This is a genomic window from Mycobacterium shunyiense (assembly GCF_058270035.1).
The window spans coordinates 51,653-76,598 of record NZ_JBZDPT010000015.1 but is presented as its reverse complement, the minus strand read 5'-3'; the positions used below and the strand labels follow the sequence as shown (position 1 = coordinate 76,598).

25 protein-coding genes, 1 tRNA gene and 1 other annotated feature are annotated in these 24,946 nt (G+C 64.4%); of the genes, 12 read left to right on the top strand and 14 right to left on the bottom strand.

Going from position 1 to position 24,946, the window contains the following annotated elements:
• Positions 1 to 87: 87 nt before the first annotated feature.
• Genes kdpA through AC4ELS_RS10880 form a run of 3 tightly spaced genes read right to left on the bottom strand, consistent with a single transcriptional unit; the run spans position 88 to position 1,948 of the window.
• Complete coding sequence (gene kdpA, locus AC4ELS_RS10890) at positions 88 to 1,758, bottom strand: potassium-transporting ATPase subunit KdpA (protein WP_499047343.1); 1,671 nt, start codon at positions 1,756 to 1,758, stop codon at positions 88 to 90.
• Positions 1,758 to 1,847 (bottom strand): potassium-transporting ATPase subunit F, encoded by a 90-nt coding sequence (locus AC4ELS_RS10885; protein ID WP_019347277.1) that lies wholly within the window; start codon positions 1,845 to 1,847, stop codon positions 1,758 to 1,760. The genes kdpA and AC4ELS_RS10885 overlap by 1 nt, the downstream gene beginning before the upstream one ends.
• A complete protein-coding gene (locus tag AC4ELS_RS10880; RefSeq protein ID WP_216622388.1) occupies positions 1,844 to 1,948 on the bottom strand; it encodes a potassium-transporting ATPase in 105 nt (34 codons plus the stop codon). The genes AC4ELS_RS10885 and AC4ELS_RS10880 overlap by 4 nt, the downstream gene beginning before the upstream one ends.
• A 341-nt stretch (positions 1,949 to 2,289) precedes the next feature.
• Here AC4ELS_RS10880 and AC4ELS_RS10875 point away from each other — a divergent pair, with 341 nt between their 5' ends.
• The 4 genes from AC4ELS_RS10875 to AC4ELS_RS10860 all read left to right on the top strand — a co-directional run bounded on the left by AC4ELS_RS10875 (position 2,290) and on the right by AC4ELS_RS10860 (position 5,396).
• Positions 2,290 to 2,931: a type III PLP-dependent enzyme domain-containing protein gene (locus AC4ELS_RS10875; RefSeq protein ID WP_499047340.1), complete on the top strand. Its 642-nt coding sequence runs from the start codon at positions 2,290 to 2,292 to the stop codon at positions 2,929 to 2,931.
• Between the two features lie 65 nt (positions 2,932 to 2,996).
• The gene (locus AC4ELS_RS10870) at positions 2,997 to 4,193 is read left to right on the top strand and encodes an FAD-dependent oxidoreductase (RefSeq protein ID WP_499047457.1); all 1,197 of its coding nucleotides are present in this window, start codon (positions 2,997 to 2,999) and stop codon (positions 4,191 to 4,193) included.
• 10 nt (positions 4,194 to 4,203) lie between these two features.
• The gene (locus tag AC4ELS_RS10865) at positions 4,204 to 4,776 is read left to right on the top strand and encodes a DUF4389 domain-containing protein (protein ID WP_064887297.1); all 573 of its coding nucleotides are present in this window, start codon (positions 4,204 to 4,206) and stop codon (positions 4,774 to 4,776) included.
• Complete coding sequence (locus tag AC4ELS_RS10860) at positions 4,773 to 5,396, top strand: class I SAM-dependent methyltransferase (RefSeq protein WP_135362359.1); 624 nt, start codon at positions 4,773 to 4,775, stop codon at positions 5,394 to 5,396. Before AC4ELS_RS10865 ends, AC4ELS_RS10860 begins: the two co-directional genes overlap by 4 nt.
• Here AC4ELS_RS10860 and AC4ELS_RS10855 read toward each other — a convergent pair.
• The 3 genes from AC4ELS_RS10855 to AC4ELS_RS10845 all read right to left on the bottom strand — a co-directional run bounded on the left by AC4ELS_RS10855 (position 5,383) and on the right by AC4ELS_RS10845 (position 9,041).
• Positions 5,383 to 7,896, bottom strand: coding sequence for an FtsX-like permease family protein (locus AC4ELS_RS10855; RefSeq protein ID WP_499047337.1), 2,514 nt, complete (start codon positions 7,894 to 7,896; stop codon positions 5,383 to 5,385). The genes AC4ELS_RS10860 and AC4ELS_RS10855 overlap by 14 nt on opposite strands.
• On the bottom strand, positions 7,896 to 8,609 hold the full coding sequence (locus AC4ELS_RS10850; protein ID WP_003885102.1) for an ABC transporter ATP-binding protein: 714 nt from the start codon (positions 8,607 to 8,609) through the stop codon (positions 7,896 to 7,898). The genes AC4ELS_RS10855 and AC4ELS_RS10850 overlap by 1 nt, the downstream gene beginning before the upstream one ends.
• Before the next feature lie 102 nt (positions 8,610 to 8,711).
• On the bottom strand, positions 8,712 to 9,041 hold the full coding sequence (locus tag AC4ELS_RS10845; protein WP_064959708.1) for a nitroreductase family deazaflavin-dependent oxidoreductase: 330 nt from the start codon (positions 9,039 to 9,041) through the stop codon (positions 8,712 to 8,714).
• A 209-nt stretch (positions 9,042 to 9,250) separates the two neighbouring features.
• Between AC4ELS_RS10845 and AC4ELS_RS10840 the strand changes: the two genes are divergently transcribed.
• The 3 genes from AC4ELS_RS10840 to AC4ELS_RS10830 all read left to right on the top strand — a co-directional run bounded on the left by AC4ELS_RS10840 (position 9,251) and on the right by AC4ELS_RS10830 (position 11,499).
• Positions 9,251 to 10,273, top strand: coding sequence for a zinc-dependent alcohol dehydrogenase family protein (locus AC4ELS_RS10840; protein ID WP_499047333.1), 1,023 nt, complete (start codon positions 9,251 to 9,253; stop codon positions 10,271 to 10,273).
• A 69-nt stretch (positions 10,274 to 10,342) separates the two neighbouring features.
• Positions 10,343 to 10,416 (top strand) — tRNA-Leu (locus AC4ELS_RS10835).
• Between the two features lie 165 nt (positions 10,417 to 10,581).
• Positions 10,582 to 11,499 carry a hypothetical protein gene (locus AC4ELS_RS10830; RefSeq protein WP_499047330.1) on the top strand — a complete coding sequence of 306 codons (918 nt, stop codon included), beginning with the start codon at positions 10,582 to 10,584 and terminating at the stop codon, positions 11,497 to 11,499.
• Between the two features lie 377 nt (positions 11,500 to 11,876).
• Here the strand turns inward: AC4ELS_RS10830 and AC4ELS_RS10825 are convergent, their stop codons facing one another.
• Positions 11,877 to 12,314 (bottom strand): hypothetical protein, encoded by a 438-nt coding sequence (locus AC4ELS_RS10825; protein WP_499047327.1) that lies wholly within the window; start codon positions 12,312 to 12,314, stop codon positions 11,877 to 11,879.
• 303 nt (positions 12,315 to 12,617) lie between these two features.
• Here AC4ELS_RS10825 and AC4ELS_RS10820 point away from each other — a divergent pair.
• Positions 12,618 to 13,870, top strand: a protein-coding gene (locus AC4ELS_RS10820) for an IS3 family transposase (protein WP_499047324.1) whose coding sequence is annotated in 2 segments (ribosomal slippage) — positions 12,618 to 12,900 and positions 12,900 to 13,870 — 1,254 coding nt in all. Because the reading frame shifts where the segments join, the coding sequence is not laid out codon by codon here.
• Positions 12,899 to 13,027 (top strand) — a sequence feature (AL1L pseudoknot). (Overlaps the previous gene by 129 nt.)
• Positions 13,871 to 14,074: 204 nt before the next feature.
• On the opposite strand, the gene AC4ELS_RS10815 is transcribed toward AC4ELS_RS10820, so the two are convergent.
• Both AC4ELS_RS10815 and AC4ELS_RS10810 read right to left on the bottom strand, forming a co-directional pair.
• Positions 14,075 to 14,521, bottom strand: a complete 447-nt coding sequence (locus AC4ELS_RS10815; RefSeq protein ID WP_499047321.1) for a hypothetical protein — start codon at positions 14,519 to 14,521, stop codon at positions 14,075 to 14,077.
• 19 nt (positions 14,522 to 14,540) lie between these two features.
• Positions 14,541 to 15,872: a TIR domain-containing protein gene (locus AC4ELS_RS10810; RefSeq protein WP_499047319.1), complete on the bottom strand. Its 1,332-nt coding sequence runs from the start codon at positions 15,870 to 15,872 to the stop codon at positions 14,541 to 14,543.
• A 335-nt stretch (positions 15,873 to 16,207) separates the two neighbouring features.
• Here AC4ELS_RS10810 and AC4ELS_RS10805 point away from each other — a divergent pair, with 335 nt between their 5' ends.
• The 4 genes from AC4ELS_RS10805 (at position 16,208) to AC4ELS_RS10790 (ending at position 20,056) form a co-directional block, all read left to right on the top strand.
• On the top strand, positions 16,208 to 16,603 hold the full coding sequence (locus tag AC4ELS_RS10805; protein ID WP_499047317.1) for a nitroreductase family deazaflavin-dependent oxidoreductase: 396 nt from the start codon (positions 16,208 to 16,210) through the stop codon (positions 16,601 to 16,603).
• 115 nt (positions 16,604 to 16,718) lie between these two features.
• Positions 16,719 to 18,317, top strand: coding sequence for an FMN-binding glutamate synthase family protein (locus AC4ELS_RS10800; protein ID WP_499047314.1), 1,599 nt, complete (start codon positions 16,719 to 16,721; stop codon positions 18,315 to 18,317).
• A 20-nt stretch (positions 18,318 to 18,337) separates the two neighbouring features.
• Positions 18,338 to 19,171 carry a thiamine pyrophosphate-binding protein gene (locus AC4ELS_RS10795; protein ID WP_499047311.1) on the top strand — a complete coding sequence of 278 codons (834 nt, stop codon included), beginning with the start codon at positions 18,338 to 18,340 and terminating at the stop codon, positions 19,169 to 19,171.
• Entirely contained in the window at positions 19,172 to 20,056 is an 885-nt protein-coding gene (locus AC4ELS_RS10790) for a thiamine pyrophosphate-dependent enzyme (protein WP_499047309.1), read from the top strand.
• Positions 20,057 to 20,132: 76 nt separating this feature from the next.
• Here the strand turns inward: AC4ELS_RS10790 and AC4ELS_RS10785 are convergent, their stop codons facing one another.
• The 5 genes from AC4ELS_RS10785 to AC4ELS_RS10765 form a co-directional block, all read right to left on the bottom strand.
• On the bottom strand, positions 20,133 to 21,002 hold the full coding sequence (locus AC4ELS_RS10785) for a CDP-diacylglycerol diphosphatase (RefSeq protein WP_448442129.1): 870 nt from the start codon (positions 21,000 to 21,002) through the stop codon (positions 20,133 to 20,135).
• Between the two features lie 337 nt (positions 21,003 to 21,339).
• A complete protein-coding gene (locus AC4ELS_RS10780) occupies positions 21,340 to 21,555 on the bottom strand; it encodes a hypothetical protein (RefSeq protein WP_498889293.1) in 216 nt (71 codons plus the stop codon).
• A gap of 844 nt (positions 21,556 to 22,399) precedes the next feature.
• Positions 22,400 to 22,894 (bottom strand): group III truncated hemoglobin, encoded by a 495-nt coding sequence (locus AC4ELS_RS10775; protein WP_498889295.1) that lies wholly within the window; start codon positions 22,892 to 22,894, stop codon positions 22,400 to 22,402.
• A gap of 14 nt (positions 22,895 to 22,908) precedes the next feature.
• The gene (locus AC4ELS_RS10770; RefSeq protein ID WP_498889297.1) at positions 22,909 to 23,394 is read right to left on the bottom strand and encodes a hemerythrin domain-containing protein; all 486 of its coding nucleotides are present in this window, start codon (positions 23,392 to 23,394) and stop codon (positions 22,909 to 22,911) included.
• The gene (locus AC4ELS_RS10765) at positions 23,391 to 24,371 is read right to left on the bottom strand and encodes a Rieske (2Fe-2S) protein (RefSeq protein ID WP_498889546.1); all 981 of its coding nucleotides are present in this window, start codon (positions 24,369 to 24,371) and stop codon (positions 23,391 to 23,393) included. Before AC4ELS_RS10765 ends, AC4ELS_RS10770 begins: the two co-directional genes overlap by 4 nt.
• Between the last annotated feature and the right edge of the window lie 575 nt (positions 24,372 to 24,946).

Here is a 24,946-nt window from a genome sequence, read left to right as displayed (position 1 = left end):
TTCTTTGTCACGCTGGAGTGGCTCCCGGCCGCGGACGCCACTCTGGCGTGACGCTCGGCAACGGGGGATGGGTTAACGCTTGGCATATCAGTGAATTCCTTCAGCAAGGGGCCCGAGCGCGAGCATGGGCAAGAAGGTGAGGGCGACCAGAATCAGGGTGACGCCGGCGACCATGCCGACGAACTGGGGTCGATGGGTGGGTAGGGTGCCGACGGATTCGGGTGTCTTGCCCTGGCGGGCCAGCGATCCGGCCAGCGCCAGCACGAAGATGATCGGCAGGAAGCGGCCGAACACCATCGCCAGGCCGAGCGCGGTGTTGTACCACTCGGTGTTGACGCTGATGCCCGCAAACGCGGAACCGTTGTTGTTGGCAGCCGACGTGAAGGCGTACAGCACTTCCGACAGGCCGTGCGGTCCGGTGTTCAGCATGCCCGCCCGTTGGCCCGGCATGGCCATGGCCACCGCCGTCCCGGTCAACACGAGCAACGGTGTGATCAGGAAATACGTTGCGGTGAGCTTGATCTCCCGCGGGGTGATCTTCTTGCCCAGATATTCCGGGGTGCGGCCGACCATCAGGCCCGCGACGAACACCGTGAGTATCGCGAGAACCAACATGCCGTACAGACCGGAGCCGACGCCGCCGGGAGCCACCTCACCGAGCTGCATGTTGAACATCGTGATCATGCCACCGAGGCTGGTGTACGAGTCGTGGAAGGAGTCCACCGCACCGGTCGACGTCAGTGTGGTCGCGTCCGCGAACACCGCCGAGTTGGCGATACCCAATCGCTGCTCGACACCTTCCATCGCTGCGCCGGCAGCGGTGGGGACGGTGCCGTGGGCCTGCAGCTGGAACAGCATCATCAGGCTGACGCTGATCGTCGCGATCACCGCCATCGCCGCGGCGATGGCCAGACCTTGTTTGGGGCTGCCGACCATGCGGCCGAACGTGCGCGGCAAGGAGAACGGGATCATCAGGATCAGGAAGATCTCCACCCAGTTCGTCCACGTGGTGGGGTTCTCGAACGGGTGCGCCGAGTTGGCGTTGAAGAAGCCGCCACCGTTGGTGCCGAGCAGTTTGATGACTTCCTGGCTGGCGACCGGGCCACCCGGGATGGTCTGTGTGCCGCCGATGAGGGTGTTGACGACCTCGGTGTGCAGCGCGAAGTTCTGAATGGCGCCGCCGCCGACCAGGATCAGCGCGCCGACGATCGAAATTGGCAGCAGGATACGGAGATTGCCGCGCACCAGGTCGACCCAGAAGTTGCCGAGCTCACCCGTATTACGCCGGACCAGACCCCGGACGAAGGCCATCGCGACGGCCATGCCGACCGCGGCGGACACGAAGTTCTGCACCGCCAGGCCGGCCATCTGCACCAGGTGGCCCTGGGTCGATTCACCGGAATAGGCCTGCCAGTTCGTGTTGGTGACGAAGCTGACGGCGGTGTTCCAGGCCAGCGCCGGTGTCATCGGAGTGCCCGGATCGTTGAGATGCAGCGGCAGCTTGCCCTGCACCAGCTGCAAGACGAACAGGAACAGGATGCTGATCGCGGAGAACGCCAGCACGCTGCGGGCATACGCCCCCCAGGTCTGCTCGGCCTTCGGATCGGCGCCGATCAGGCGGTAGATGACGCGCTCCACGCGCGAATGCTTGTCCGACGTGTACACGCGGTACATGTAGTCGCCGAGCGGCACGTGGACCGCCGCCACCGCGGCGATGAGGACGACGAGGAAGACGATCCCCGCGGTTGTAGTAGTCACTAGAACCTTTCCGGAAACAACAGCGCCGCGAAGAGGAACAGCGCGATCAGAATGGCCAGGCCCAGGCCGACGACGTTTTCGTAGCTCACAGGCCCTCGACCAACTTCTGCACCAGACCCAGCAGCGCAAAGATCGCCACTGTCAGCGCCAAATAGAGCAGGACAGACATGCCGTCTCCGTTCGAAGACACGTTTACGGGCCTCCGGATTTCGGTGGCCTGCCCCAGGATCTGCCCAGGCAGATGCCACGAACGGGGCCTTGACGCTTTCTTTACGGCCGCGGCGCAGTCCTTAACGGACTTCGTTCACGAAGACCCGGATTCTCAGGGCTTGGCGTCAACGCGGCGTCAAAGTTCCCACTGTGCCTGTCAAGGGCCCGCAAAGATGCTGGTGCGCTCCCAGGCGGCGGCGGAGTCTCGAGCTGTACGCCCGTGGCAACCGGCCGGGGCGCCTTGCAGAAGAGGTTTCAGTGACGCTGCCGATCGGACTTCGATCATTGGGTGTGGTCGAGCTATCCCTACCAGCAACAGCTTTGGCTGACTGTCGAGTTGCCAAGCGGGCGCGTGATCACGGACTCGCCGTCGAGGTCCGCACCGGGGCAGACCTGATCACCGCGATCGGTGTGGGTATCCACCCGATGTTTCTCATCGTGTACGCCGACCGGATGACCGCCGACGAATTGGTGTTCTGCACAGCCAATCTCGGGGTGGGACGGATCGTCGTGACGACGACCGACCAGGTCGACCTGCTCGTGTCGGCCACCGTGGCACACCGCAGGCAACGGGTGCTGGTGGGGATGACGCGGGTGGCCGATGACAAGGTGGTCGACGCGGTGGTGGCGGGCCGACGTCTGGATCTCGTCGGGCTCGCGTGTGAAATCGGCTCCGGCGAGGACGCTTTCGTCAGTTATCCGGCCGCGATGGGTGACATGCTGGCGGAGATGGCGCAGATCCGGCGTGCGCACAGCATCGTGTTGACCCGGGTCGCGATCTCCGGGGACGGATTCGCCGTCGACGAGACACCGGGCGGGTTGTCGGAGCTGGCCGAGCTGATCGACCAGACCCTCGACGACGCCTGTGCGACGTTGCGTTTTCCACGACCGGTCGCCATGGTGACGGCCCAGCCTGCGGGAACGAGGCGGCAACCCTGTACAGCGGACCTGCATCGGACATAAATTGAGCCGTGGGCCCAAAACGGCCCCAGGGCCGGCACCACGTCCAGTCAGCGCCGCAAGCGTCGCTGAAGGTGCTCGTTGTCGGTGCCGGGGTCGGGGGTATCTCCATCGCCCGCGGATTGCTGCGCGACGGGCATGACGTCACGGTGTTCGAGCAGCGCCCCGAGGTGCGGGCCGGCGGTGGTGCCGTCACCATCTGGTCGAACGGCGAATCGGTGCTGCGGCAGCTCGGCGTCGACATGGACGGTGCCGGCCAGGAGTTGGCCACCGTTCGGGTGGTGACCTCGACGGGGCGCCCGATGACCACCCTCGACGTGGCCGCGATCGTGAGCCGGATGGGTGCGCCGGTCCGGATGGTCCCGCGTCGGATTCTGCTCGAACGGCTGCTGGAAGGGTTTCCGGCTGAACGGATTCGGTGCAACACGCAGGTGGTCGGCGTCGCGAACGACAGCCACGGTGTTCGCCTCGATTTCGCCGACGGCAGTTGCGCGGAAGGCGATCTGGTGATCGGCGCGGACGGCCTGCACTCGAAGATCCGCGAGATCGTGGGCGCACCGCACGCGGAGCCGACGGGCTGGTGCAGCTGGCAAGGGCTGGCCGCGCTTCCGGATGAGGCTGATCGGCACGTCGCCTTCGTCATCGTCGGCGAGCGCGGGAACCTCGGCCTCTGGCCGGCCGGAGACACCGAGGTGCAGTGGTGGTTCGACCTGCCATGGTCGCCGGACTTCGTCAGGCCGGAGAACCCGATCGAGGTGATCCGCGGCAATTTCACCGGATGGTCCGAACTGGTCGACCGGGTACTTGCGACATTGACCGACGATGATCTGGCGCGTTCGCCCTATCCGCATTTCCGCCATCCGATTCCCGGGCCGGGCCGTGGTGCGTTGACGTTGTTGGGCGACGCGGCCCACACAATGCCACCAACGCTCGCGCAGGGAACCAACCAGGCACTTCTCGACACGATGGTGTTGTGCAAGGCGGTTTCGGATTTCCAGCACGGCGCCCACGGCGATCTCGCTGGTGCCCTGCGCTGGTACGAGAACACCCGCCGCCGTCGGGTCGCCGCGGTGTCCCGGGTCGCCTCGTTGCAGGTGTCGCACGGTGAGGCCGTGCTGCGGCCGGCGGCGATGGTGCCGAACCGGATGATGACCTGGGTGTTGGCGACGTTCCTGCGGGTGGTGAGTCACCGCCGGATGGCGGCGGGAATCGACCGGGACCTGGCCGCGACGACGATCACCGGCAGCGATGAACATGCCCGCTGAGGTGGTACAGGTGCGCGGCGCGATCGATGCGCCGTCGAGCCGGCTGTGGCTGGTCAAATGGTGCGTCCTGGCGGTGCCGCACTATCCGATCCTGATCGGCCTCTACCTGGTGTACCCGCTGGTGACGCTTGCCGCGGGTGTCACGATCCTGTTCACCGGCCGGTACCCGCGGCCCCTGTTCGACTTCAATGTCGGCGTGCTGCGGTGGTCGTGGCGGGTGATGAACTACCGCTTCCCGATGAACACCACCGACCAATATCCGCCATTCACCCTCAAAGCTGATCCCGACTATCCCGGCGATCTCGAGGTTTCCTATCCCGAGCAACTCTCCCGAGGGGCGGTGCTGGTCAAGTGGTGGCTGCTGGCGCTGCCGCAGATCATCATGTGCTGGGCGATGGAAGCGCCGCTGCAAGTACTGTGCGTCATCTCTGCGGTGCGGCTGTTGGCCCGGGGGACGGTGTCGGAGGACATGTTCGATCTTCTGATGGGGATGGTCCGGTGGCGTTACCGTGTGGCCGTGTACGTGTCGTTGATGAGCGACGAATATCCACCCTTCCGATTGGATCTGGGCAGTAAGTATTGAAGCACCGTAATCCGTTGTTCCCGTACGTGTATCGGCTCGGTATGCCGATATTCGACAGGCTGTTCTACCGCCGTTACCGGCGGTCGGCGATGAGCCATGCGACGGGGCGGTTGTTGATGGTCGGCGTCGGGCCGGGGACCGATCTGCTGTTCCTCCCGGGGGCGGTGACGTCGGTCGCCGCGGTGGAGCCGGAGCCGGCGATGCGGCGGATGGCGCGTGCCCTGGCCCGGCGGCACGGCGTCGAGGTCGATGTCGTCGACGGGGCGGGGGAGTCGATTCCGTTTCCGGACAACAGTTTCGATTCGGTCCATGTCGGCCTGGTGTTGTGTTCGGTCGACGACGTTGCGGCCACACTCGGTGAGATCCGGCGCGTACTGGCGCCCGATGGCCGGTTGGTGGTTCTGGAGCATGTCCGCGGCGAGGGCCTGATGGGGCGCTTCCAGGACCTGATCGCCAGGCCGTGGGCGTGGCTGTCATCGGGGTGCGAACCGAACCGCCGCACCGTCGACGCCATCGCCGCGGCCGGGTTCGACACCAGTGGGCTGCGCAGTACCCGGCGGACGCTGGTGCCGCCGCCGTGCACACCACATCTGCAGGGTGTCGCGACTATTCGACGCTGACGGCCTCGATGATGTTGAGCCGCGCGGCCCGTCGCGCCGGTGGCAGTGAGCCCAGCAGGCTGATCGCCAGCGCACCGAGGGTGAACACCAGCGCCATCGGACTCGGCCGGAACGTGACGTTGAAGTTCATGATGTCGCCGCTGACGAGGCTGAACAGCCATTGATCGACGAGCCCGACGAGCAGTCCCAGAATGCCGCCCACGATGCCGATGGCGGCTGCCTCGGCCAGCACCATGGCTAACGTGTAGCGGCGGCTGGATCCCATCGCCCGCAGCACCCCGATCTCGCGGCGCCGTTCGAGCACCGACAGGGTCAGGGTGTTCAACAGCGCGACGGCGGCGACGAACACCACGATGATCCACACCGCATTGGCGATCAGCATGCTCTGGTGCAGCGGTGCTTCGAGACCGGCCAGAGCCGTCCGGCCGTCATAGGCGTGATTGGGCGCGGGCACGACGTGACTCACGTTGGCCAGCAGGCGATCGGGATCGGTTCCCTTGACGGCGGTGACCTGTAACGTCGTTGACCCCGGTCGGTCGAACCAGGTGCGCATCTGGTCCAGCCCCATCCCGACCGTGCCGATCACCGTCGAGAAGTAGGGCACCAGGGCCAGTACCTTCGCCTGTTGGGGGCCGTGCGGTGTCTGCAGCTGCAGGTCGTCGCCGACGCGGACATCGAGCGTCTTGCCCAGATTCTGGGAGAGCACCACACCACGACCGGCGAGCACGTCGTTGCGGGTCTGGTCGTCGAGGGCACGGAAGAGGGCGTCGTGGCTGCCGGGGGCGAAACCGTCGAGCATGACGCGGGTACCGCCGACGACGGCGAAGCCCAGGGCACCTTCGGTGACGTTCGCGACTCCGGGCACCTCGGTGACATTCTGGGTAAGACCTTGCGGCAGACGGCCGGTGGCGTACTCGTCGGGCGGGTTGGCACTCACCCAGACGTCCACGTCGGCGACCGGGGCGAAGACATCGCGGGCCGAGCGGATCATGTCGTTGTTCGTGCCGGTGATCACCACGGTCGTCACGACGGCGATCAGCACGGTCATCACCGTGGCCCACACGCGCCGTGGTGCCCGCTTGACGGTCGCCGCACCCAGTGCACCGGCCGATCCGAACAGGCGCGCCACCGCGGCCGTGGCTCTGACGATGGGGCCGGCGAGCGCGAAGCCGAGCGCGATCTGCGCGGTGAACAGTGCCGCGATCGCCACGAATGCGACCGAACCCGGTTGGTAGAACACGATCAGGACCGACGCGGCCAGCACCGCTATCGCCGCGAGGCCGGTGACGATGCGCAGCCAGCGCGGCACGTTGTCCGCCGCCGATACTCCGACCGGGGCCAGCGCCTCGATCGGCGAGACCTTGTACACCTGCCGCGCCGCCATCGCCGACGCCGCCACACTCGTGAGCGCCGTGGCGGCGATGGCCACCGGGATCGCGTAGCCGGGCAGCCAGTACTCGATACGGGCTTCAAGGCCCTGGGTCATGGTCGGTGGCAGCCGGCCGATTGCCAGGCGACCCAACACAATTCCCAGCAGTGAGCCGATGCTGCCGCCGATCAGCCCGAGGATCGTGGCCTCGGCCAGCATGTCGCGGACGATGGTCGCGCGCCGGCCGCCGATGGCCCGCAGCATCGAGATGACCGGGCGGCGTTGGGCGATCGCCATCGTCATCGTGGTGTAGATCAGGAACGCTCCGACCACCAGCGCGACCGCCGCACCCATCAACGCCATGTAGTTCATCAACTTGACGCCGTCACCGGCGCGGGCCGCCCGCGAACTCGGGGCGGCGACCAGGGCCCGGCCGTTCACTGCCGCGGTGACCCGATCTCGCACCATGGCGAGGTCAGCGCCCGGTGTGGTGGTGATCAGGATCGAGTCGAGCTGGCCCAGTCTGCCGGTGACCTTCTGTGCCAACGGGAGTGGGGCCAGCACGTAGTGGCCGCCGTTGAGATCGGCGAGCTGCTTGCCCTCGAGGACTTCGGAGACGGTGACCGAGCCCGAGCCCAGTTGGAACGTCTCGCCTTTCGCGTGCCCGACGGCGGGCCCGACGCGCACACCTTCGGCTGCGGTGGGGGCGTGAACTTGGACACCGACCGCATCTTTGAGGGCACCTTCCAGGGCACGACTGCGGTCGTCGGCGCCGAACAGCAATACCGGTTCGGTCGCGGTGGGCGCGGTCATGCGGATCATGGGGGCGGCGGTCGCGACGCCGGGGACCTTGGCGACGTCAGCTGCTACCGATTCGGGAAACCCCGCGTCGGTGACACCCGAAACCTCGAGGGCGGCGATACCGGCGACGCCGTCCGCCAGTCGGTTGACCGATCCGGTGATCGACCCGAAGATGCCGAGGATAGCCACGAGATACATTGCCGACACGGCCATTACGGCGATGGAGGCGAGGGTGCGCCGCCGGTGCACGATCAGTTCGCGCAGGCTGAACACTCGGAGCCGACTTGCTGCGGCTGCGAGTCTGGTGATGAGCGCTCGCGCGAAGAACATCAGACCGAGCCCGGCACCACCGACATCTCGTCGGAGCCGAGCCGGCCGTCCTGCAGGGTGATCACCCGGTCGGTGGCGGCTGCGGCCTCGGCGTTGTGGGTCACCATCACCACCAGCCGACCCAGGCCCTCCTCGTGGGCGACCTCGCCGAGCAGGGTCAGTATCGCCGCGCCCGTCGTCGAGTCGAGGTTGCCTGTCGGTTCGTCGGCGAGGATCAGCGGCGGGTCCATCATCATGGCCCGGGCCACCGCGACGCGCTGCATCTGTCCGCCGGACAGTTCGGATGGCCGGTGCTCGGTCCGGTTCCCCAGGCCGACGCGGTCCAGCAGCTCCACGGCCTGTGGTTTGACCTTGCCGAGCCGGACCCCGTCGAGCAGCTTCGGGACGGCCACGTTCTCCCAGGCTGACAGGGTGGGCAGCAGGTTGAAGAACTGGAAGACGAAGCCCACCCGGTGGTGGCGGAAGGCCGACTGCTGCTCGTCACCGAGGCGCCCGATCTCTTCGCCGTCGAAGGTGATCGATCCCGAGTCGGGGGAGTCCAGGGCGCCCAGCAGGTGCAGCAACGTGCTCTTACCTGCACCGGAGGGGCCGATGATCGACACGAACTGCCCGCCGTTGAGGTGCAGGCTGATCTCGTCGAGGGCGCGCACCGTCTGGCCGCCGACCTTGTACTCGCGGACGACGTCGCGCAGTTCGATGGCCAGTTCGGGCATCGCAGCCTCCCGGGAGTCGGGATATCCGCAGCCTACGCCCGGTGGTGGGATCGCCGAACCTGAACTTATGTGCGAGATTTTGGCCGAAACTCGCACACAACTTCAGACTCGCGGCGCCAACGTGGCGACCAACCGAGCCTTCTGGTCGCTCGCCGGGATGATGCGGGGATTGGTCAGCAGGTAGCGCCGACCACGATGGACCACTTCAGCGGCGCCCGCAGCCCGGACATTGCGCACCCAATCCGAGTGCTCGCCGTAATTCAGCACGACCCTGACGGACTTGCTGTCGACGAACGCCATGACCGGGGTCCGGTACGGCTTGCCCGACTTACGGCCGGTGTGCTCGATGACGGCCATGTAGGGCAGCCACGGCGCCCACAGCCGCTGCAGCGGATTGGTGACGTACTTGTTGAAGCGGGCGATCACCCGCATCGCCCGAGGTCCAAGTGTTGCCGCGATCCGTTCGGCAACTACGGCAATCGAATTCGCGATACTGCTCGGCATATGCGGCCCCCTCGCTGTCCCACCCCTGGGACACATTCAACCAAACCTGCGCAACCCCTCCTGCGCAGGTCGTGGCCGAGGATTCGGCTCAGCGTTCCGCGGGAATATGGGGGTGTTTGCCCCGGTTGCAGCGGCTCATGGCTGAAATCATGCGCCGGTGGGAGATGGACGGCATTGGTCGCGACGCGCTCCGGCTGCGTGAGGTGGACGTTCCGCAGCCGGGTCCCGACGAAATCTTGATCAAGGTGGCCGCGGTTTCCTTGAACCACCGCGACAAGATGGTCATCGAAACCGGTCGCGGGCTGCCGCTGAAATTCCCCTTCACCCCGGGGTCCGATCTCGCCGGGACGGTCGTCGCGGCCGGAGACGCGGTGACCCGATTCGCCGTCGACGATCAGGTGATCTCGGTATTCACCCCGGACTGGCTCGACGGCGCCCGGGCAGGTGATGCGCGGACACCCTCGTACTGGACGCTCGGCGGGTTCTACCCCGGAGTGCTCGCCGAATATGTAGCGATGCCGCAGGATTGGGTGGTCCGCGCTCCGCGGAGCCTGTCACCGGCAGAGGCCAGCACGCTGCCGGTGGCCGGGCTCACGGCGTGGTTCGGGCTGGTGGAACGCGGCCATGTGCGGGCCGGCGACGTGGTGCTGGTCGAAGGCACCGGCGGCGTCGCCTTGTTCGGAGTACAGATCGCGAAGATGCACGGCGCCGAGGTCATCGTGTCGGGCAGTGCGGACAAACTGGACCGAGTCTTAGAGTTGGGCGCCGACCATGTCGTAGATCGGCGCAGCGCGGACTGGGCCGAGAGCATCCTCGCGCTGACGGGCGACCGCGGTGTGGATCACGTGCTGGAGCTCGTCGGAGGAGCGCATCTCGGCAAGGCGGCCCAAGTCGCCGCGGTCGGTGGCCACATCCATCTCATCGGCGCGCTCGACGGGTTCGAAGTATCAACCCCCGTTATGCCAATCCTGATGAAGGACATCACAATTCACGGGATCGGCACCGGGCATCGGCGCGCACTCAGCGAGTTGGTCAGCGCCATCGACAGTACGGAGACGAAACCCGTAATCGGTGCGCGCTATCCATTCCACGAGCTATCGGCGGCGCTGGACCATCTCGATCGCGGTCCGTTCGGCAAGATCGTCGTCGAGGTGGGGTGATCGAAACTGCGATGGTTGTCAGGGCGGTCTGATGAGGGGGAACAGTCCTGAAATATGCTCTCCTGCGACGCCCCCATAGCCCAATTGGCAGAGGCAGCGGACTTAAAATCCGCCAAGTGTCGGTTCGAGTCCGACTGGGGGCACCGTAAAAGGCCTGGTAGATGGGTTTTCGCGCCGAGTGGTTGCTCTACTAGCCGCTCTCGTCGCGGCGTCGTCGCGGCGCGCGGCGGGATCGCGGCGGCGAGGTCGCGCTGCTAGCTAACTGCGCGTCTGCTCAGGTTGTCGCTCGTCGCTGAAATAATCGCGTGGTGACTGAGCAGCAGCCTGAGGAGCCGGGGAACGACGACGCAGACTCGACTCAGAATGATGAGCCGACGGTGCTCGAATCTTGGACAAGCCCGTTCGGCATCGAGCGGGACAAGCGCAACGCCGATTTGGAGGCGATGCCAGGCTTCCGGCTGCGCGACGACCTTGACGCTCTCAGGCGCGCTGGGCACGTTATGTCCAAGAACGCCGATGAGCTGAACAGGCACGCCGCGAAGTTCCTGCAACGGCGGATGATGGCTCGCGACACCACCGACGAATACGCAGACGAATTGGTCCGGTACCTGCACAACTACCTCACGTCGGTCACGTCGCTGATCGACTCGCAGCGGGTTGTGATGCGGCACTGCTGGGGTAACGGTTCGGAGTTCGAGAAGGGCGAGTACCGGGAACACGTCAAGACGTCATTCGGCACTGGCGAAGCGGAGTTCATGAAGGACCTCCGGAATTACTGCACGCATCGCTCAATTCCGTTGCCAGGCATCAGCACAAACTTCTCCTGGGTTCAAGGTGGACCGACAATCATGGAGAACAAGCTGACGCTGGACCGCGACAAGCTGCTTGATTGGGACGGTTGGACAGCGCCCGCGAAAGGTTACCTGCGAGCCAAAGACAAAAGGTTCGACCTTTTACCGGTTCTGTATAGCTATATCACCACCGCAGCCGAGTTCTACGACTGGTTCGTGAACGAGATCAGGGAACGTAACGCCGACGATATTGCAGAGTTCAATAAAGCGGTGGACGACTATAACGAGTGGTACAGGGAAGAAATGGGGATGAACACCCCAGGATTCAAGGAACTGTTTCCAGACATGGTGCCGCAAAATCGCGCCGAGCGCCGCGGGCAACGAAGCCAACCGAGGCGTAGATCGAAGGCTAAAGGGAAGGGACGGCGCAAGTAAGGGCCAACCGGTCACGGGGCGGCGAAGGCAACGGAACTCCGCCCCGTGGCCGGGCCGTCTAGGGGTGCGGTTGCTGCGCCCGTGCAGGGCCGTAGGCGTGTTGCGACCGCACGGCGAGGGTTATCCGACCCGCGATCCCGGCGCACCGAGCGGCGGATCGCCTCGCTTCCATTTCACCTGCCGTGCTCGCACCGAAAGATCGGTGCTGGGGACAAGTTCGACCGGCGGACACTTCGCCCGGTACACGCCGCCCTCGCTCGGCGCTACGAATTCCTTGCCGGGTGGGACGAGTCCCGGCCCGAAATTGAACTCCGATCGGTCGCGGTAGTCCTTGTTCGGGTCGCGCGAATTGCGGCATCTGTCCGCCATCGGTCGTCCTAGGTCGCGATCGCCGGTGCGGTGGAGGTGGCGTTGGTGGTCACCTGCATGACGACAGCTGCGCCACGATGCCGCACGCCGGTACCGAAACCTCGTGCGTAAAAAGAGTCAACCAGCGGATAGGGGCCGCGACCCGGAATGTGGCGCAGTCCTTGGTAAGCCACATTTGGATGCTCACGGAAGCCGACCGGGTTCATGTGCGAGTCGAGCCCGCCCGTCGCCGCCACGATGACGTACCCGCTGGGGATGTAGTGAGATTCGATCAGCCACCCGTCGCCGTAGCTGCCGAGAACCTGGAGTCCCTCGAACTCGCTCGGCGCAGTCGCGCCGACGAGGTGCTCAGTGGTGAAGTAGCCCGGGGCGGCTTGGGACGGCACGAAGTCGAACTTGGGCACCTTGCCGGCGGCGTACTCTACGCCAGCCCGCCAGAACGTCATGTCCTCAACCTCGTTCGGATGGGCGAGGATGATCAACTGCCCGCCTTGGCTGCCGAAACGACCGTAGCCGTGCTCGGTGACACTCGACGTTCACGCTCACGCTCGACACGTACGGCGACTACATACCCGAGCAAGACGGCGGCGCACTCAACACGCTGCCCGAACCGCCCGCCCCGGCCCTCGTCGCGGAAATCGCAAGCAACGTCGTGCCGCTACTGCGGCGCGGATAGGAGGCCCAGGTCAAACAACAGCTGAATCGCCCCGGTGAGTCCGGAGACTTCGTCTCTTGTGAAGGATGGAGTCATGGCAGGTTCGAGGAAGTATCCGGCTGAGCTGCGTGAGCGGGCGGTGCGGATGGTCGCTGAGGTGCGCGATCAGTATTCGTCGGAGTGGGCAGCGATCGAGTCGGTGGCCACAAAGCTGGGCATCGGCACCCCGCAGACCTTGTTGACGTGGGTGCGCCGGGACCAGATCGACTCCGGCATTCGACCCGGGGTGACCAGCGACATGGCTGAAGAGCTGCGCAAGCTGCGAGCGGAGAACCGAGAACTCAAGCGGGCCAACGATATTCTGAAATCTGCATCGACTTTCTTCGCGGCGGAGCTCGACCGCCGCAACCGGTGATCCTCGACTACATCGACACTCACAAACAGGAGTACGGCGTCGAGCCGATCTGCCGTGTGCTGTCCGCGCATGGTTGCAAGATCGCGCCGTCCACCTACTACGACGCCTGCGCCCGCCGCAGCCAGCCGTCCAAGCGGCAGGTGCGCGACGAGGAGCTCAAGGTCGAGATCGGTCGGGTACACCGGCAGAACTATGCGGTCTACGGGGCACGCAAGGTGTGGTTGCAATGCCGCCGTGAGGGCATCGAGGTGGCTCGCTGCACCGTCGAACGATTGATGGGCGAACTCGGCCTGCACGGCGCTCGGCGAGGCAAGGTCAAGCGCACCACGATCGCCGATCCGCAAGCCGATCGACCCGATGACCTGGTCGGCCGCCACTTCTGTCCGAATGCACCAAATATGTTGTGGGTAGCGGACTTTACCTATGTGTCGACGGGGTCAGGATGGGTGTATGTGGCGTTCGTGATCGACGCCTACGCCCGGCGGATCGTCGGCTGGCGCACCGCGACCACCATGACCACCCAGTTGGTACTCGATGCGATCGAGCACGCAATCTGGACTCGTCAACGCGAGGGTGTCGAGGATCTGTCCGGGCTGATCCACCACAACGACCGCGGCAGTCAATACACCTCCCTCACGTTCACCGATCGACTCCTGCAGGCCGGCATCGACGCCTCGATCGGAGCCACCGGAAACTCCTACGACAACGCCCTGGCCGAGACCATCAACGGGCTTTACAAGACTGAGCTGATCAAGCCATTCGGGCCGTGGCGCACCGTGGACCAAGTCGAAGTCGCCACCCTGGAATGGGTCGACTGGTTCAACCACCGCCGCCTCTATGAGTACTTCGGGGACATGCCACCGTCCGAGTGCGAAGCGTTGTACTACCGTCACCACCGAACTCAGCACACCGCGGAGTTCTCAACCCCGTAAGTCTCCGGACATGCCGGGGCGATTCAGACACCCCGGCTGCGCCGTTGTGGCCGAGCCGGAAGAACGGCGGCGGGTACCGGGCGAAGGGTGAGCGGTTCCTGAGGAGGGCGGCGGCGCGGCGAACAACCTGCCCGAGCCACCCTCGTCGGTGCGCCCCGCTGAGGCGGTCGATAACGTTGTAAATCTATATATGACGCAGTCGGTTTAGGCCGTATAGCTCGCACCGCAGACCAGGCAGAACAACGGGCCACTGTCGGCGCGCTCCTCCGGGACTTTCACGGGTTCCCATGGGTGACAGGGCGGTTCGATGATGATCATGTCGTCAGGCTCGACTAGCGGCGTCGGAGCTGACGCGTTGTTCTTGCCTGGCGTGTACTTAATGTGCTTCGACCCCCGAAATGCGTTCTTCATCTCGTCGTTGATCGCATCCATCGCGTAGAACTCGATGAGTTCCCGCTGGTATTCAACTTGATCCTGGGTGAACCACTGATTGTGTTCTGCTTTTTGGCCGCAGAGGGGACAGGAGAACAGTTGCGGGTCGGCGGCATCATCTGGTCTTGTGTCTGTCGGCCCGTGGTGCCACTTGAATTCGTCCGCGCAGCTGGGACATTCGCGTCGAAGAAACCCATCCGTGTCGAGCGGATACTCCACTGGTATATCCACTTTGCCCCTACTTGTTGAGGTCGAGAAACAAGGTCTCGCGAATTTCGTCGCCATCCTCTGTCCGACCGGTTACGACGAGCTCGAAGGTGTCTGGCGATCCGCTCACGAGAAGCGTCATCAAGCTAACTGACTTGCCTGCCGGCAATCGTGCGACGGGGAAGCCCCGGATCACTCCGCGGAGATCTTTGACATTTGGCGAGGTCAACTCAAAGAGGTCAACCGAACCACGGTTAATCAGCTGGATGCGATCCGAGTTTGAACCACCTCGCCGCAAAAAATTCGCGTCGAGAAGATTCTTACGCTTCTTGGTGTTGCTGGGAAGCCTGCGACCCGCAGCCGGGCCGCTATAGGCTTTTGGGGCTGTGAAATCACCCGCCTCATACCAGTCTGACCCACTAGTGTCGACGTCGCAACCTGCGTTTTTCAACCGGTTTGCCAGTTCGCTCCGCTTCGGGGCCGAATTGTCAAGACGGACTGCATGCCTCCCCGCAACGTCGCTGAAAGACCGAAGCGAACCGAGTTCGACGAGAATCGTCCGGTTTGGGTGAAGCCCGAGGGCCATGCCTGCCTCAAATAGAACGTTTGGTCTGGCCTGCGGTGAAGGGGTGAGCTCCGGGTCATCGGGGCCGCTCGCGTACTCAGGTCGAAGTTGGGCGACGTCATCGGGGGTCATGAAGACCACGACGGCTTGCGCCCTGGCGAAGGCTGCTTCAAGCGCATCGCCGATATAAGGGCTGCCGGAACCGGTCGCGGCGATCGCCATGCTCCACTCGATCGGCTTCAAGTTGATGGCACGGAGGAAACTAAACATCGATTTGTTCGTCTCGGTGTTGCGGCCGACGACGACGAACACTTCTCTAGGATCCACATCTGTCACGGACTCACCATATTGGCGTGTACTGACAGAATCGGTCTCTTTAGCCGCCCGTGTCGCCAATTGACTCGCCCTGGTAGCGAACCCTGGCGGAAGCGGAGAGCGGAGGTCAGGTCGAGCCGTCCTTGGCAGGGGCACCCGGAGCCTCGCTTGCCGCCTTTTTCCGAAGGCGTCATTCCAGTCAATGCCCACGATGTTCGGAAGTGGTGCGGCCTCCCAGAGCGGCACAAAATCTGCGGTGATCTGTTCGCCGGGATGGACAGCTTTGGCCTGGTGGCGCCAGACAATTTCGATTGGCTCGCCGTCGCGCTTCGGCTGCCAACCTGACGACGGCGGCTTTCCAGTGGTCCGACTCTCCGCGAACATAGTGACGTCGGTCGCGTCATAGTCGAGCGTGCACAGGATGCCGTACTGCCGCCCGTCAATATGCTCGACCTTCCACCCCAATTGGTCTTCGTAGGCCATAGCGACAGCCTATTGGCGCGCCGGTCTGGTCGACGTAGCTAACATGTCGTCGCGGCGTCAACGCGGCGGCCGGGGGCGTATCTAGAGCGATCTAGACCCGAACCGAAGGCGTACCGGAGCCGGCCCAAAACCGTCTCTGATCAGGTCGTTAGAAGCTTGCAGTCGAACATTTTCGCTGGTGTTCGAAGGCCTCCTAGCCTTACTTAAAATCCGCCAAGTGTCGGTTCGAGTCCGACTGGGGGCACCGATATCGCTGCGGATGAACCGCCTGTGTAACGGCCAGACCGACCGAGCCGTGGCCAGTCACGACCTGGATCAACACCTAGACTCCGAGAATGCGCGTCCCTCGGCGAATCGCACGTTTCAACAAGCATGTGACCAATCCGCTGGCTCGCGCGATCACACCGTGGCTTCCGAGCCTCGGGACGCTCGAGCATGTCGGGCGGAAGTCGGGCAAGCGGTATCGAACGCCCCTTTTGGTGTTCAAGACCCACGACGGCTACGCCATCCTCGTCGGCTACGGCGAGCAGACGGATTGGTTGAAGAACGTACTGGCCGGCGGACCAACGGTGCTGCACAAGCGGGGACGGGCCATACCGCTCACCAACCCACGGGTGGTGAGCAAGGCCGAAGCCGCGGCCCTCGTTACACCCAGTTCCCGGCCGCTCTACAGAGCATTTCCCTACAACGAGGCAGCTCTGCTGTTGACAATTGCGGGTGCCGCGCGCTGACCGGATCGCGGTCTGAACTGGCCGCCCGCCCCAGGTAAGCGGATCTCTGCTGTGGGTTCGCTGTGCGGTCACAAGTGCGGGCCTGAAATCCGCTGACGGCGGGTATGCCTCCGCAATGATCCGGTTCGGCGCCGTAGCGGCATTGTCGGTGTTGGCAGCGGTCTTGGCTGCGGTGGCAGTGTTCGGGTCGTGGGGCTGGTGGATCCTGGCCGCCGTGACGATGTTGCTCGCAGTGGTCGGCTGGTATGACCTGATCCAGCGGCGGCACTCCGTGCTGCGCAACTATCCCGTCCTGGGTCATATGCGTTACCTGCTGGAGGCACTGCGGCCCGAGCTGCAGCAGTACTTCATCGAGCGCAACTTCGACGGGCGCCCGTTCGATCGGGACGTGCGGTCGCTGATCTACGAACGGGCAAAAGGCACCGCCGCCGAGCTGTCCTACGGCACTGAGCGTGACATCCACGTCGAGGGCTACGAGTACCTCGTGCACTCGACAGCGCCGATCGAGGATCCTCTGGAGCCGTTCCGGGCGCGCATCGGCGGCCCGGACTGCCGGCACCCCTACGACATGGCGTTGATGAACATCTCGTCGATGAGCTTCGGTGCTCTGTCGGGTAATGCATTACGCGCGTTGAACAATGGTGCCAAACTCGGCGGTTTCGCTCACGACACCGGTGAAGGCGGACTGACGCCCTATCATCTGGGCGGCGCCGACGTGGTGTGGGAAATCGGTTCCGGCTACTTCGGCACCCGTACGCGTGACGGTGCCTTCGATCCGGATCAGTTCGCCGACAAGGTCGCCCATAACGCCGTCAAGTGCGTCTCGATCAAGTTGAGTCAGGGCGCCAAGCCGGGCGTGGGCGGAGTATTGCCGGCCGCCAAGGTCAGCGAGGAGATCGCCCGCTATCGCGGCGTGCCGGCGGGGCAGAAATGCGTCAGCCCGGCAGCGCATTCGACGTTTCACACCCCACGGGAACTGATCGGCTTCATCGCCCGGCTGCGTGAACTGGCCGACGGAAAACCGGTGGGGTTCAAGCTGTGCGTCGGCTCGCGAGTCGACATTCTGGCGATCTGCAAGGCGATGCTCGCCGAGGGGATCACCCCGGACTTCATCATTGTCGACGGCGCCGAGGGCGGGACTGCGGCCGCACCTCTGGAATACGAAGACCATGTCGGCTTGCCGCTCACGGACGGCCTGATGACGGTCCACAACGCACTCGTCGGCACCGGGCTGCGTGACGTCATCCGGGTGGGCGCCAGCGGCAAGGTGGCCACCGGCACCGACATCGTCAAGCGCCTGATCCAAGGCGCCGACTACACCAATGCGGCCCGCTCGATGATGATGGCCACCGGCTGCATCCAGTCCCAGCGCTGCCACACCAACCACTGCCCGGTCGGGGTGGCCACCCAGGATCCGCGACGGGCACGTGCGCTCGACGTCGCCGACAAGAGCCAACGGGTGTACCGGTATCAGCGTGCGACGGTGGCGCAGGCGATGCGCCTGATGGCGTCGATGGGCATCACTGACCCGGCCCAGCTTTCGCCTCACCTGCTGCGGAAACGCGTGTCCGCGACCGAACAGCGGTCCTACGCCGAGTTGTTCGAGTGGCTGCCCACCAAAGTGCTCCTGAGTGAACCGCCGGAGAGCTGGCGGGCGGACTGGGAAGCCGCGGAGCCGGATTCATTCGCACCTGTCGGGACACAACGTATTTGATATCTGCTGGAAGGATTGCCATGCCTACCGTTGCTTCCGCCCTTGTATCGGCCCTCGCTGAACTGGGGGTCCGGCAGATTTGGGGGGTAGTCGGTGACGCGCTCAACCCGATCACGAATGCCATCCGTACCCAGGAAGAACTGGAATGGATCGGCGTCCGACACGAAGAGGTCGCCGCGTTCGCCGCGGGCGCACAGGCCCAACTGACCGGCTCGCTCGGTGTCTGCATGGGGACAGTGGGCCCGGGTTCGCTGCATCTGCTCAACGGCCTCTACGACGCCAAGAAGTCCCACGCCCCAGTGCTGGCTGTCTGCGGCCAGGTGCCCACCTCGGAGATGTGGAGCAGCTTCTTCCAGGAGATCGACAACGACGCGGTATTCGCCGACGTCGCGGTCTTTCACGCCACGGTCACCGCGCCGGCTCAGTTTCCGTTTCTACTGGAGCAGGCGGTCAACTCGGCGCTGGCGCGTCGCGGCGTCGCCGTACTGACGGTGCCCGGCGACATCGGTGACCAGGAGACCGGCGACTATCTGGCGTCTTTCGCGTTTCCACGCGCCGGCCAGGTCGCGGCGCCAGACGATGTTGACGCGGCAGCCTCACTCCTCAACGCCCCGGGCAACGTCGCCATGTTGGTGGGATGCGGAGGCCGTGACGCCCGCGAGGAGGTGCTGTCGGTCGCCTCCACCCTGGGTGCACCGATGGTGCTCACGATGAAAGGAAAGGAGGGGCTGGAAGGCGAGAACCCTTACCAGATCGGCCAGTCCGGGCTGATCGGTAACCCTGCAGCCCATCTGGCCTTGCATCAAGCCGACACCCTCCTGTTGGTGGGTACCGATTTCCCGTACCGGGACTGATTGCCCCAGGACAAGAAGGTCGTGCAACTCGACCACCGGCCCGAACACATCGGCCGACGATTGCCGGTCAGCGCCGCGTTGGTGGGCGATGCGAAAGGGACTCTGGCCCAGCTGCTTCCGAAGCTGCAGCGCCGGGAGGGCACGAAGTTCCTGGATCATCACCGTGCCGAATTCGATACGTGGCGGGCTGCGCAACGCCGGCTGGCCGAACCCGACCACGACCGCAAACTGCTGGGGAGAATTCGTAAGCACCTCGACAACCCCGATGAGTTGATCCGGCCCGAACTGGTCGCAGCCGCCGTCGACGAGGCCGCCGCCGACGATGCAATCTTCACCACCGACACGGGCATGTCGGCGGTCTGGTTGTCGCGTTTCGTCGAGATGCGCCGAGGGCGAAGGCTTCTGGGCTCTTTCAACCTCGGATCGATGGCCAACGCGATGCCGCAGGCTCTTGGTGCCGCGGCGCTGGACCGCCGCCGACAGGTCATTGCATTCTGCGGCGACGGGGGACTGATGATGCTGCTAGGTGACCTGCGTACCGCGGTCACCTATTCACTGCCCGCGACATTCGTCGTCTTCAACAACAACCGACTGGGCATGGTGAAACTCGAACAGGAGCAGAGCGGATTGCCCGAGCACGGTACCCAGCTGGACAACCCCGACATCGCCGCAGTCGCCACCGCGATGGGTCTACACGCTCAGCTCGTCACTCGTCCGGATGACGTCGCCGCGGCAGTCGCCACCGCGCTGGCCCATGAAGGCCCGGCACTACTGGACATCCGGACGAATCCCGACGAGATATCGGTGCCGCCCAAGCCGACCGTCGAACAAGGCTGGGGGTTCGCCATCGCCAAGATCAAGGAGACGCTCAACAGCCGCGAATGAGGCCGGTTCGAGTCCGACCGCCACAACACCAACGGCCACCCGCACACACGGGTGGCCGTTGGGCTTGCAGACAGGCTCAGCCCTTGTCGAGCAACCGCTCGATGTTGTTGACGCCGGCCGGGGTGATGCCGGACTTCTCGTCACTGGCGAGCACGATGAACCCGGGGCCTTGGTGGTTCTTGGTGATCAGCACCGTCTCGTTGCCCATCCCGAAGCTGGGGTCCTGCTTCTTGATCGGCGCGACGATCTGGCTGTTCAGCGTGGCGAAGAAGTTCTGGTCGATGTTGTCGGTGTTCCAGGCGCGGTAGCCGTGGGCGCTCTTCTCGATCGGGCCCGCCTGGGTGTGGCCCCGCACCCCGATCGCCGAGGTCTTCCAGGCCTTCTCATCCTTGGTGACCTTGTGGTTCTTGACGGCCTGGTCGATGTCGGCGCGGGCGGTGGGGTCGAGCAGGGTCACGTGGATGTGCAGCTGATCCTGGCCGCGGTTGTCGGCGGAGTTGATGCCCAACGCCCAGTCCGGGGCCTGACCCTGATTGCCCGGCGGCAGAATGCTGACCTGCTCGAAGGCGTCCTTGAAGTAGTGGGGAGCGCCGGCGTCCGTCAGGTTGTCGCATTCGATGCCGGTCTCGCGTGCCGTCGGGATCACCAGCAGGTCGGTCAGCTGGGCGGGGTGGTGGCCTTGCCGGACCGCGTAGCCGCGGGACTTGTCGCCGCCGGGGAACACCACGTCGATCGCGCCGTCCTTGTGTGCCGGCGTGGCGTACCTGACGTCCTTCCAGAGGTCCACCTTGTCGTTCACGTTTCCGCATGGACCGAAGTCCGGGACCTTTGCGCCGGCGGTCGGCGCGACGGCGAGTCCCATCACCGGCACGGCCGCCGCTGCGGCGATGAGTGCGACGCGGCGAACGAGGCCGATGCGGTTGGTGGTGTTGTTCGTGGTGGTCACGTGGTGTTCCCCTCGGTGGGTGTTGGTGTGTTGAAAACACCATCCCGTCTGCGCGACGCCGAGTCTGTCCGCTGGTCAGACCATGAATCGCCGGAATTCTGGGTCCACCGATCGGGGGAACGCCCCTACGATCGGTGGGTATGACGGCGTTACCCAGACCGCCCATGACGTGACGGCACCCGCGCCGTTCGGTATGCGCCCCGGGTCCGAGATGTGGCCGAGCTGTCCACTCCCTGACGGGGATGTGGGCTCGGTCTTCCGCGACCGTGGGGCGGCAACGCGCTATGAAGTGGGTTTTCACGCGGGCCCCGTTGTTCTCTCCGCTTGACCGCCGACGTCAGCGCTCGGGGATGCCGATCAACTCGGGCGGCAACGGCGCAGGACCGGTGATGTCGGGGCGCGCCTTGGGGAGAGTGGGGTGGCCGTCGGCGTGCTGGGTGATGGTCACGCCCAGGGTCATCGGACCGTTGCTCGAAATGTCGTTGTAGCTCAGGGCCTTTGCTGCCCCCGTGGTGGCGAGACCGGCAAGTGCCATCGCGGCAAGGGCCGTCATGATCCGAACCTTGGGTTGTGACATGGCTTGTGAACCTCCGTACTCCACGTCGAGACCGCATGCAGGACGGATCCCGTGTGCCTCTCGGCGACTCATTACTCAATCGATCAACGCGGCATGTCTGTGGTGAAGTCACACCCCGGCTGTCTGTCACGCCCTACCCGGTGGCCAATGGCGCCTGAACTACGTTGTGCACCTCTCTTATTGAAGTGCCAGTCGAATTGACGAACTCCTGTCAGTGTGATCCACCGTGATGGGATTGCGCTGGATACGGCGCGGCCAAATGCTTTTGGTGGGCGGCGTACTCACCGGGTCGGATGTGCCCGGCCGAAATCTGTTTCGCAGCGCAGTCGATCGGGTCGGGGGCGTCGGCAGGCGCCCGGGCGCTGCTGTGATGTCTACGACTGCCAACCCAGCGCAGCTGACACCGACACGGTGGTTGCGTAACGCAGCGCGTCGCGTCGGGAAAGCTGCCCGAGGGTTGACAGACTCCGGGTGTCGTTCTGATTCGGTCGACCTCAACAACGTGAACGGTGTCAACGGTGTAGCCCGCTCCGGAGTGCGTGCCCGGAAAAGCGGTCAACTGGTCAGTGCTGGCCGCGCGGGTGTTCTTGATCGTAGGTGCGCACGGTGATCTCCCGTTGACGCACACTGTGGTCGGCCACGGGTGGGTGCCCCCTCTGCTGGACATGATTGAGCCAGTTCAGGTTATCGATGCTGTTCGGGGCAGGGACGGCCCTGGTGGCTGCGGTTGCGCTAGGGGGCGACGTCACCATTCCGCCCGCGACCAGCACTCCCACAACCGCTGTCGCACAGCCTAATAGCTTATTCATTTTCTCTCCTATTATTCGGTTAACTCCTCGGCGGCGATCGTGAGCAGCACACCTTCGAGTTCAGGTGAATGCGTGCCGGTTATGCGTGCGTAAAAAATGCAACACATCTGAGCGCCGATGATTTTGGCCTTAGTGGCCGTTCTTCCGACAAAGAGCTCGTCGACAGTTGCCTGCCAGAGCTCAATCCAGCGTTGGAAGTCAGTGTCCTGCAACTCATGTAGTGCATTGAGCCGCAGGTGTACCTGAAGTGAGTTTTCCTGGTATCGCGCGGTATGGAACAGCTTGGTGTCCCAGTAGTCGGCAATTTTCGGTAGGTGGTCCTCCAGTTCACCGAACCGGAGCTCCAAAAAATATTTGAACAGTATTTTGTCCGAGAGAGCCCGGGTGTAGAAGACGCGGACCAGTTGCTCGATGTCGGCGCGGTTGACGAGTTGCCGGCGGGAGTCTGTGTGCATGGCACCGTGGACGGGAATGCCGGCGCTCTGCCATATGCTGAGGCTGCTCATTCTCCGCGCTACCGTCAGAAGGCTCTGAGTAACGTAGCCCGGGCCTTCACGTGCAACTTTTCGAAGGTCGAATCGCGTAACTGCCGCATCCGCACGATCATCTTGAGCCCTAGCCGCTCCAGTTGGTCCTCAGTGAGGAGAATCGGGGGAGGCGGGGGGATGAGATCGCGCTCTTCTTCGATGGCGTGTGCCAGTAGAACCGTCATAAAGCTCTCCCACTCCTGTTGGTAATCAGGAGAATCTGACGAGGTTCGGAGAGCGACGGCGAGCTGGTCATAGATCTGCCGGTGCTCAGCGTGTGCGATCGCGATGAGCGTGCTGGCGGCCTCGAGAGCCGGGTAGTAGATGTCGTCCTCGATGCGCATGTGGATGTCGAACTCGATGAGGAGCCGGTCGATACAGACCTGGCGCTCTGCGGTCCCCGGCGTTGCCGCCAGCATTTCCTCGCCGAGGTGGTGCAGCAGTTCGTGGTGCTCGATCAGCACGTCGTAGGCGTTCACAGGGTGGCCTCGCTGTTGTCGTCGGTGAGGTACGCCTCGGCCAAGCAGGCCTCGATGACCACGGACTCGTCGTCGACGGGCTGCTCGGAAGTGGCACGTACCTCGATCACGCCGTCCCGGGTCCTGACCTGGTAACAGGGCAGCGGAGCCGAGGCGGGCCCGCGCACGACTTCACCGGACTCCGGATCGAATTGCGAACCGTGCCAAGGGCATACGATCTTTCCGCGGTCCACCCAGCCATCGGCCATGGGGGCGGCCAGGTGCGGGCAGAATTCTCCGACCGCGCGGATGCCGTCTTCGGAGCGGAACAGCACGACTCCCACATTGTCCACCTCGACCCGGTGCAGACCCTGGTCCGGCAGGGAATCCTGGGCAAGTGCCGGCACCCACTGCGCGGACTCCAATTGAGGACCGGACTGGTCGGTGCCCACTCCGGACGCGAACACCAGGTGGCCACCAAGGACTCCGCTGCTCATGGAGATCGCGTAACCGACAGCGCTGATAAGTGATGCGCGCAGGTGATGCTTCCGTCGACGTTCGGTCCACGAGAGCGCGTACATCGCCGTGGCAGTGAGGTTGAGCAGGCCGTGCACCAGGCCGATTCGGCGATCCTGTTCGTGCGTGTGCTGCCAGTCGGTGGCACCGGTCACCGCCGCCCCGAGGTTGGCCAGGATTCCCAGTGCCAAGGTGTGCTGAGCCATGTGTGACGCGTCGATCGCGTTCGCCCGTCGTCCGATGGTGACCTGGTATGCGTCCAGGGCGACGGTGGCGCCCAGTACACCGCTGGACAGTGACGCCAGTGGGGGATGGACGGGATGGCCCAGCCACACGCCGTTGAGTGCGTTAGTAACCTGGTTGCGGGCACCGCCGAATGCGTTGAACCCGAAGGTTAGTACGTTCTCAAGGCGGTAGCTGGGACGATCGAGCCGAGTTTGATCTCCGAGCCAGTCCAACAACTGTGTTCTGCGGCGACTTATAGGGCGTCGAGCGCCCGGGTGACGAGCTGACATCAATCGTTCTCCTGTTCTGTGAAAGCTGTTGGCTGCGAAGCGGTCTCAGAACGGCAGGTTCGGCTGGCCGCCGTCCGTACCGCCCGGGAACTGCGATGCGTTTGTGCCCCAAGGCGCAAACGGGTTGGTGCCGTTGGGGACCCACGGATTGGTTCCGCCGGTGACGCAGTAGATGGCGCCCTCGCAGTCGCCGTTGGGCAGGCTGTCCGTGGCGGGTGCGTGTGCATGGAACCCGGTGAAAAGCGACGCTGCGGCCGCTGCCGATACCGCGGCTGTACAAACTCGAATCAACGTTATTTGCTCGAAGGCCATCTGAGTGCTTTCTGATGTTCACGAAGTGGTTACCCTTGCGAACCTAACAGTCTTTGTCATAGGACAAAATATGGGAGTGATCACACAGGTTGTCCATAGGAAACGTCCAGGTCATTCCCAGCTTGTTCGGGGTCAACGGATCCGCGACTGATGCGTCGGAGTGCTTCGCGGGGCGACATACCCTCGGTCGTCGTGGCCGGGATGGCCGAATGGCAGCGCGGTCACGGTGC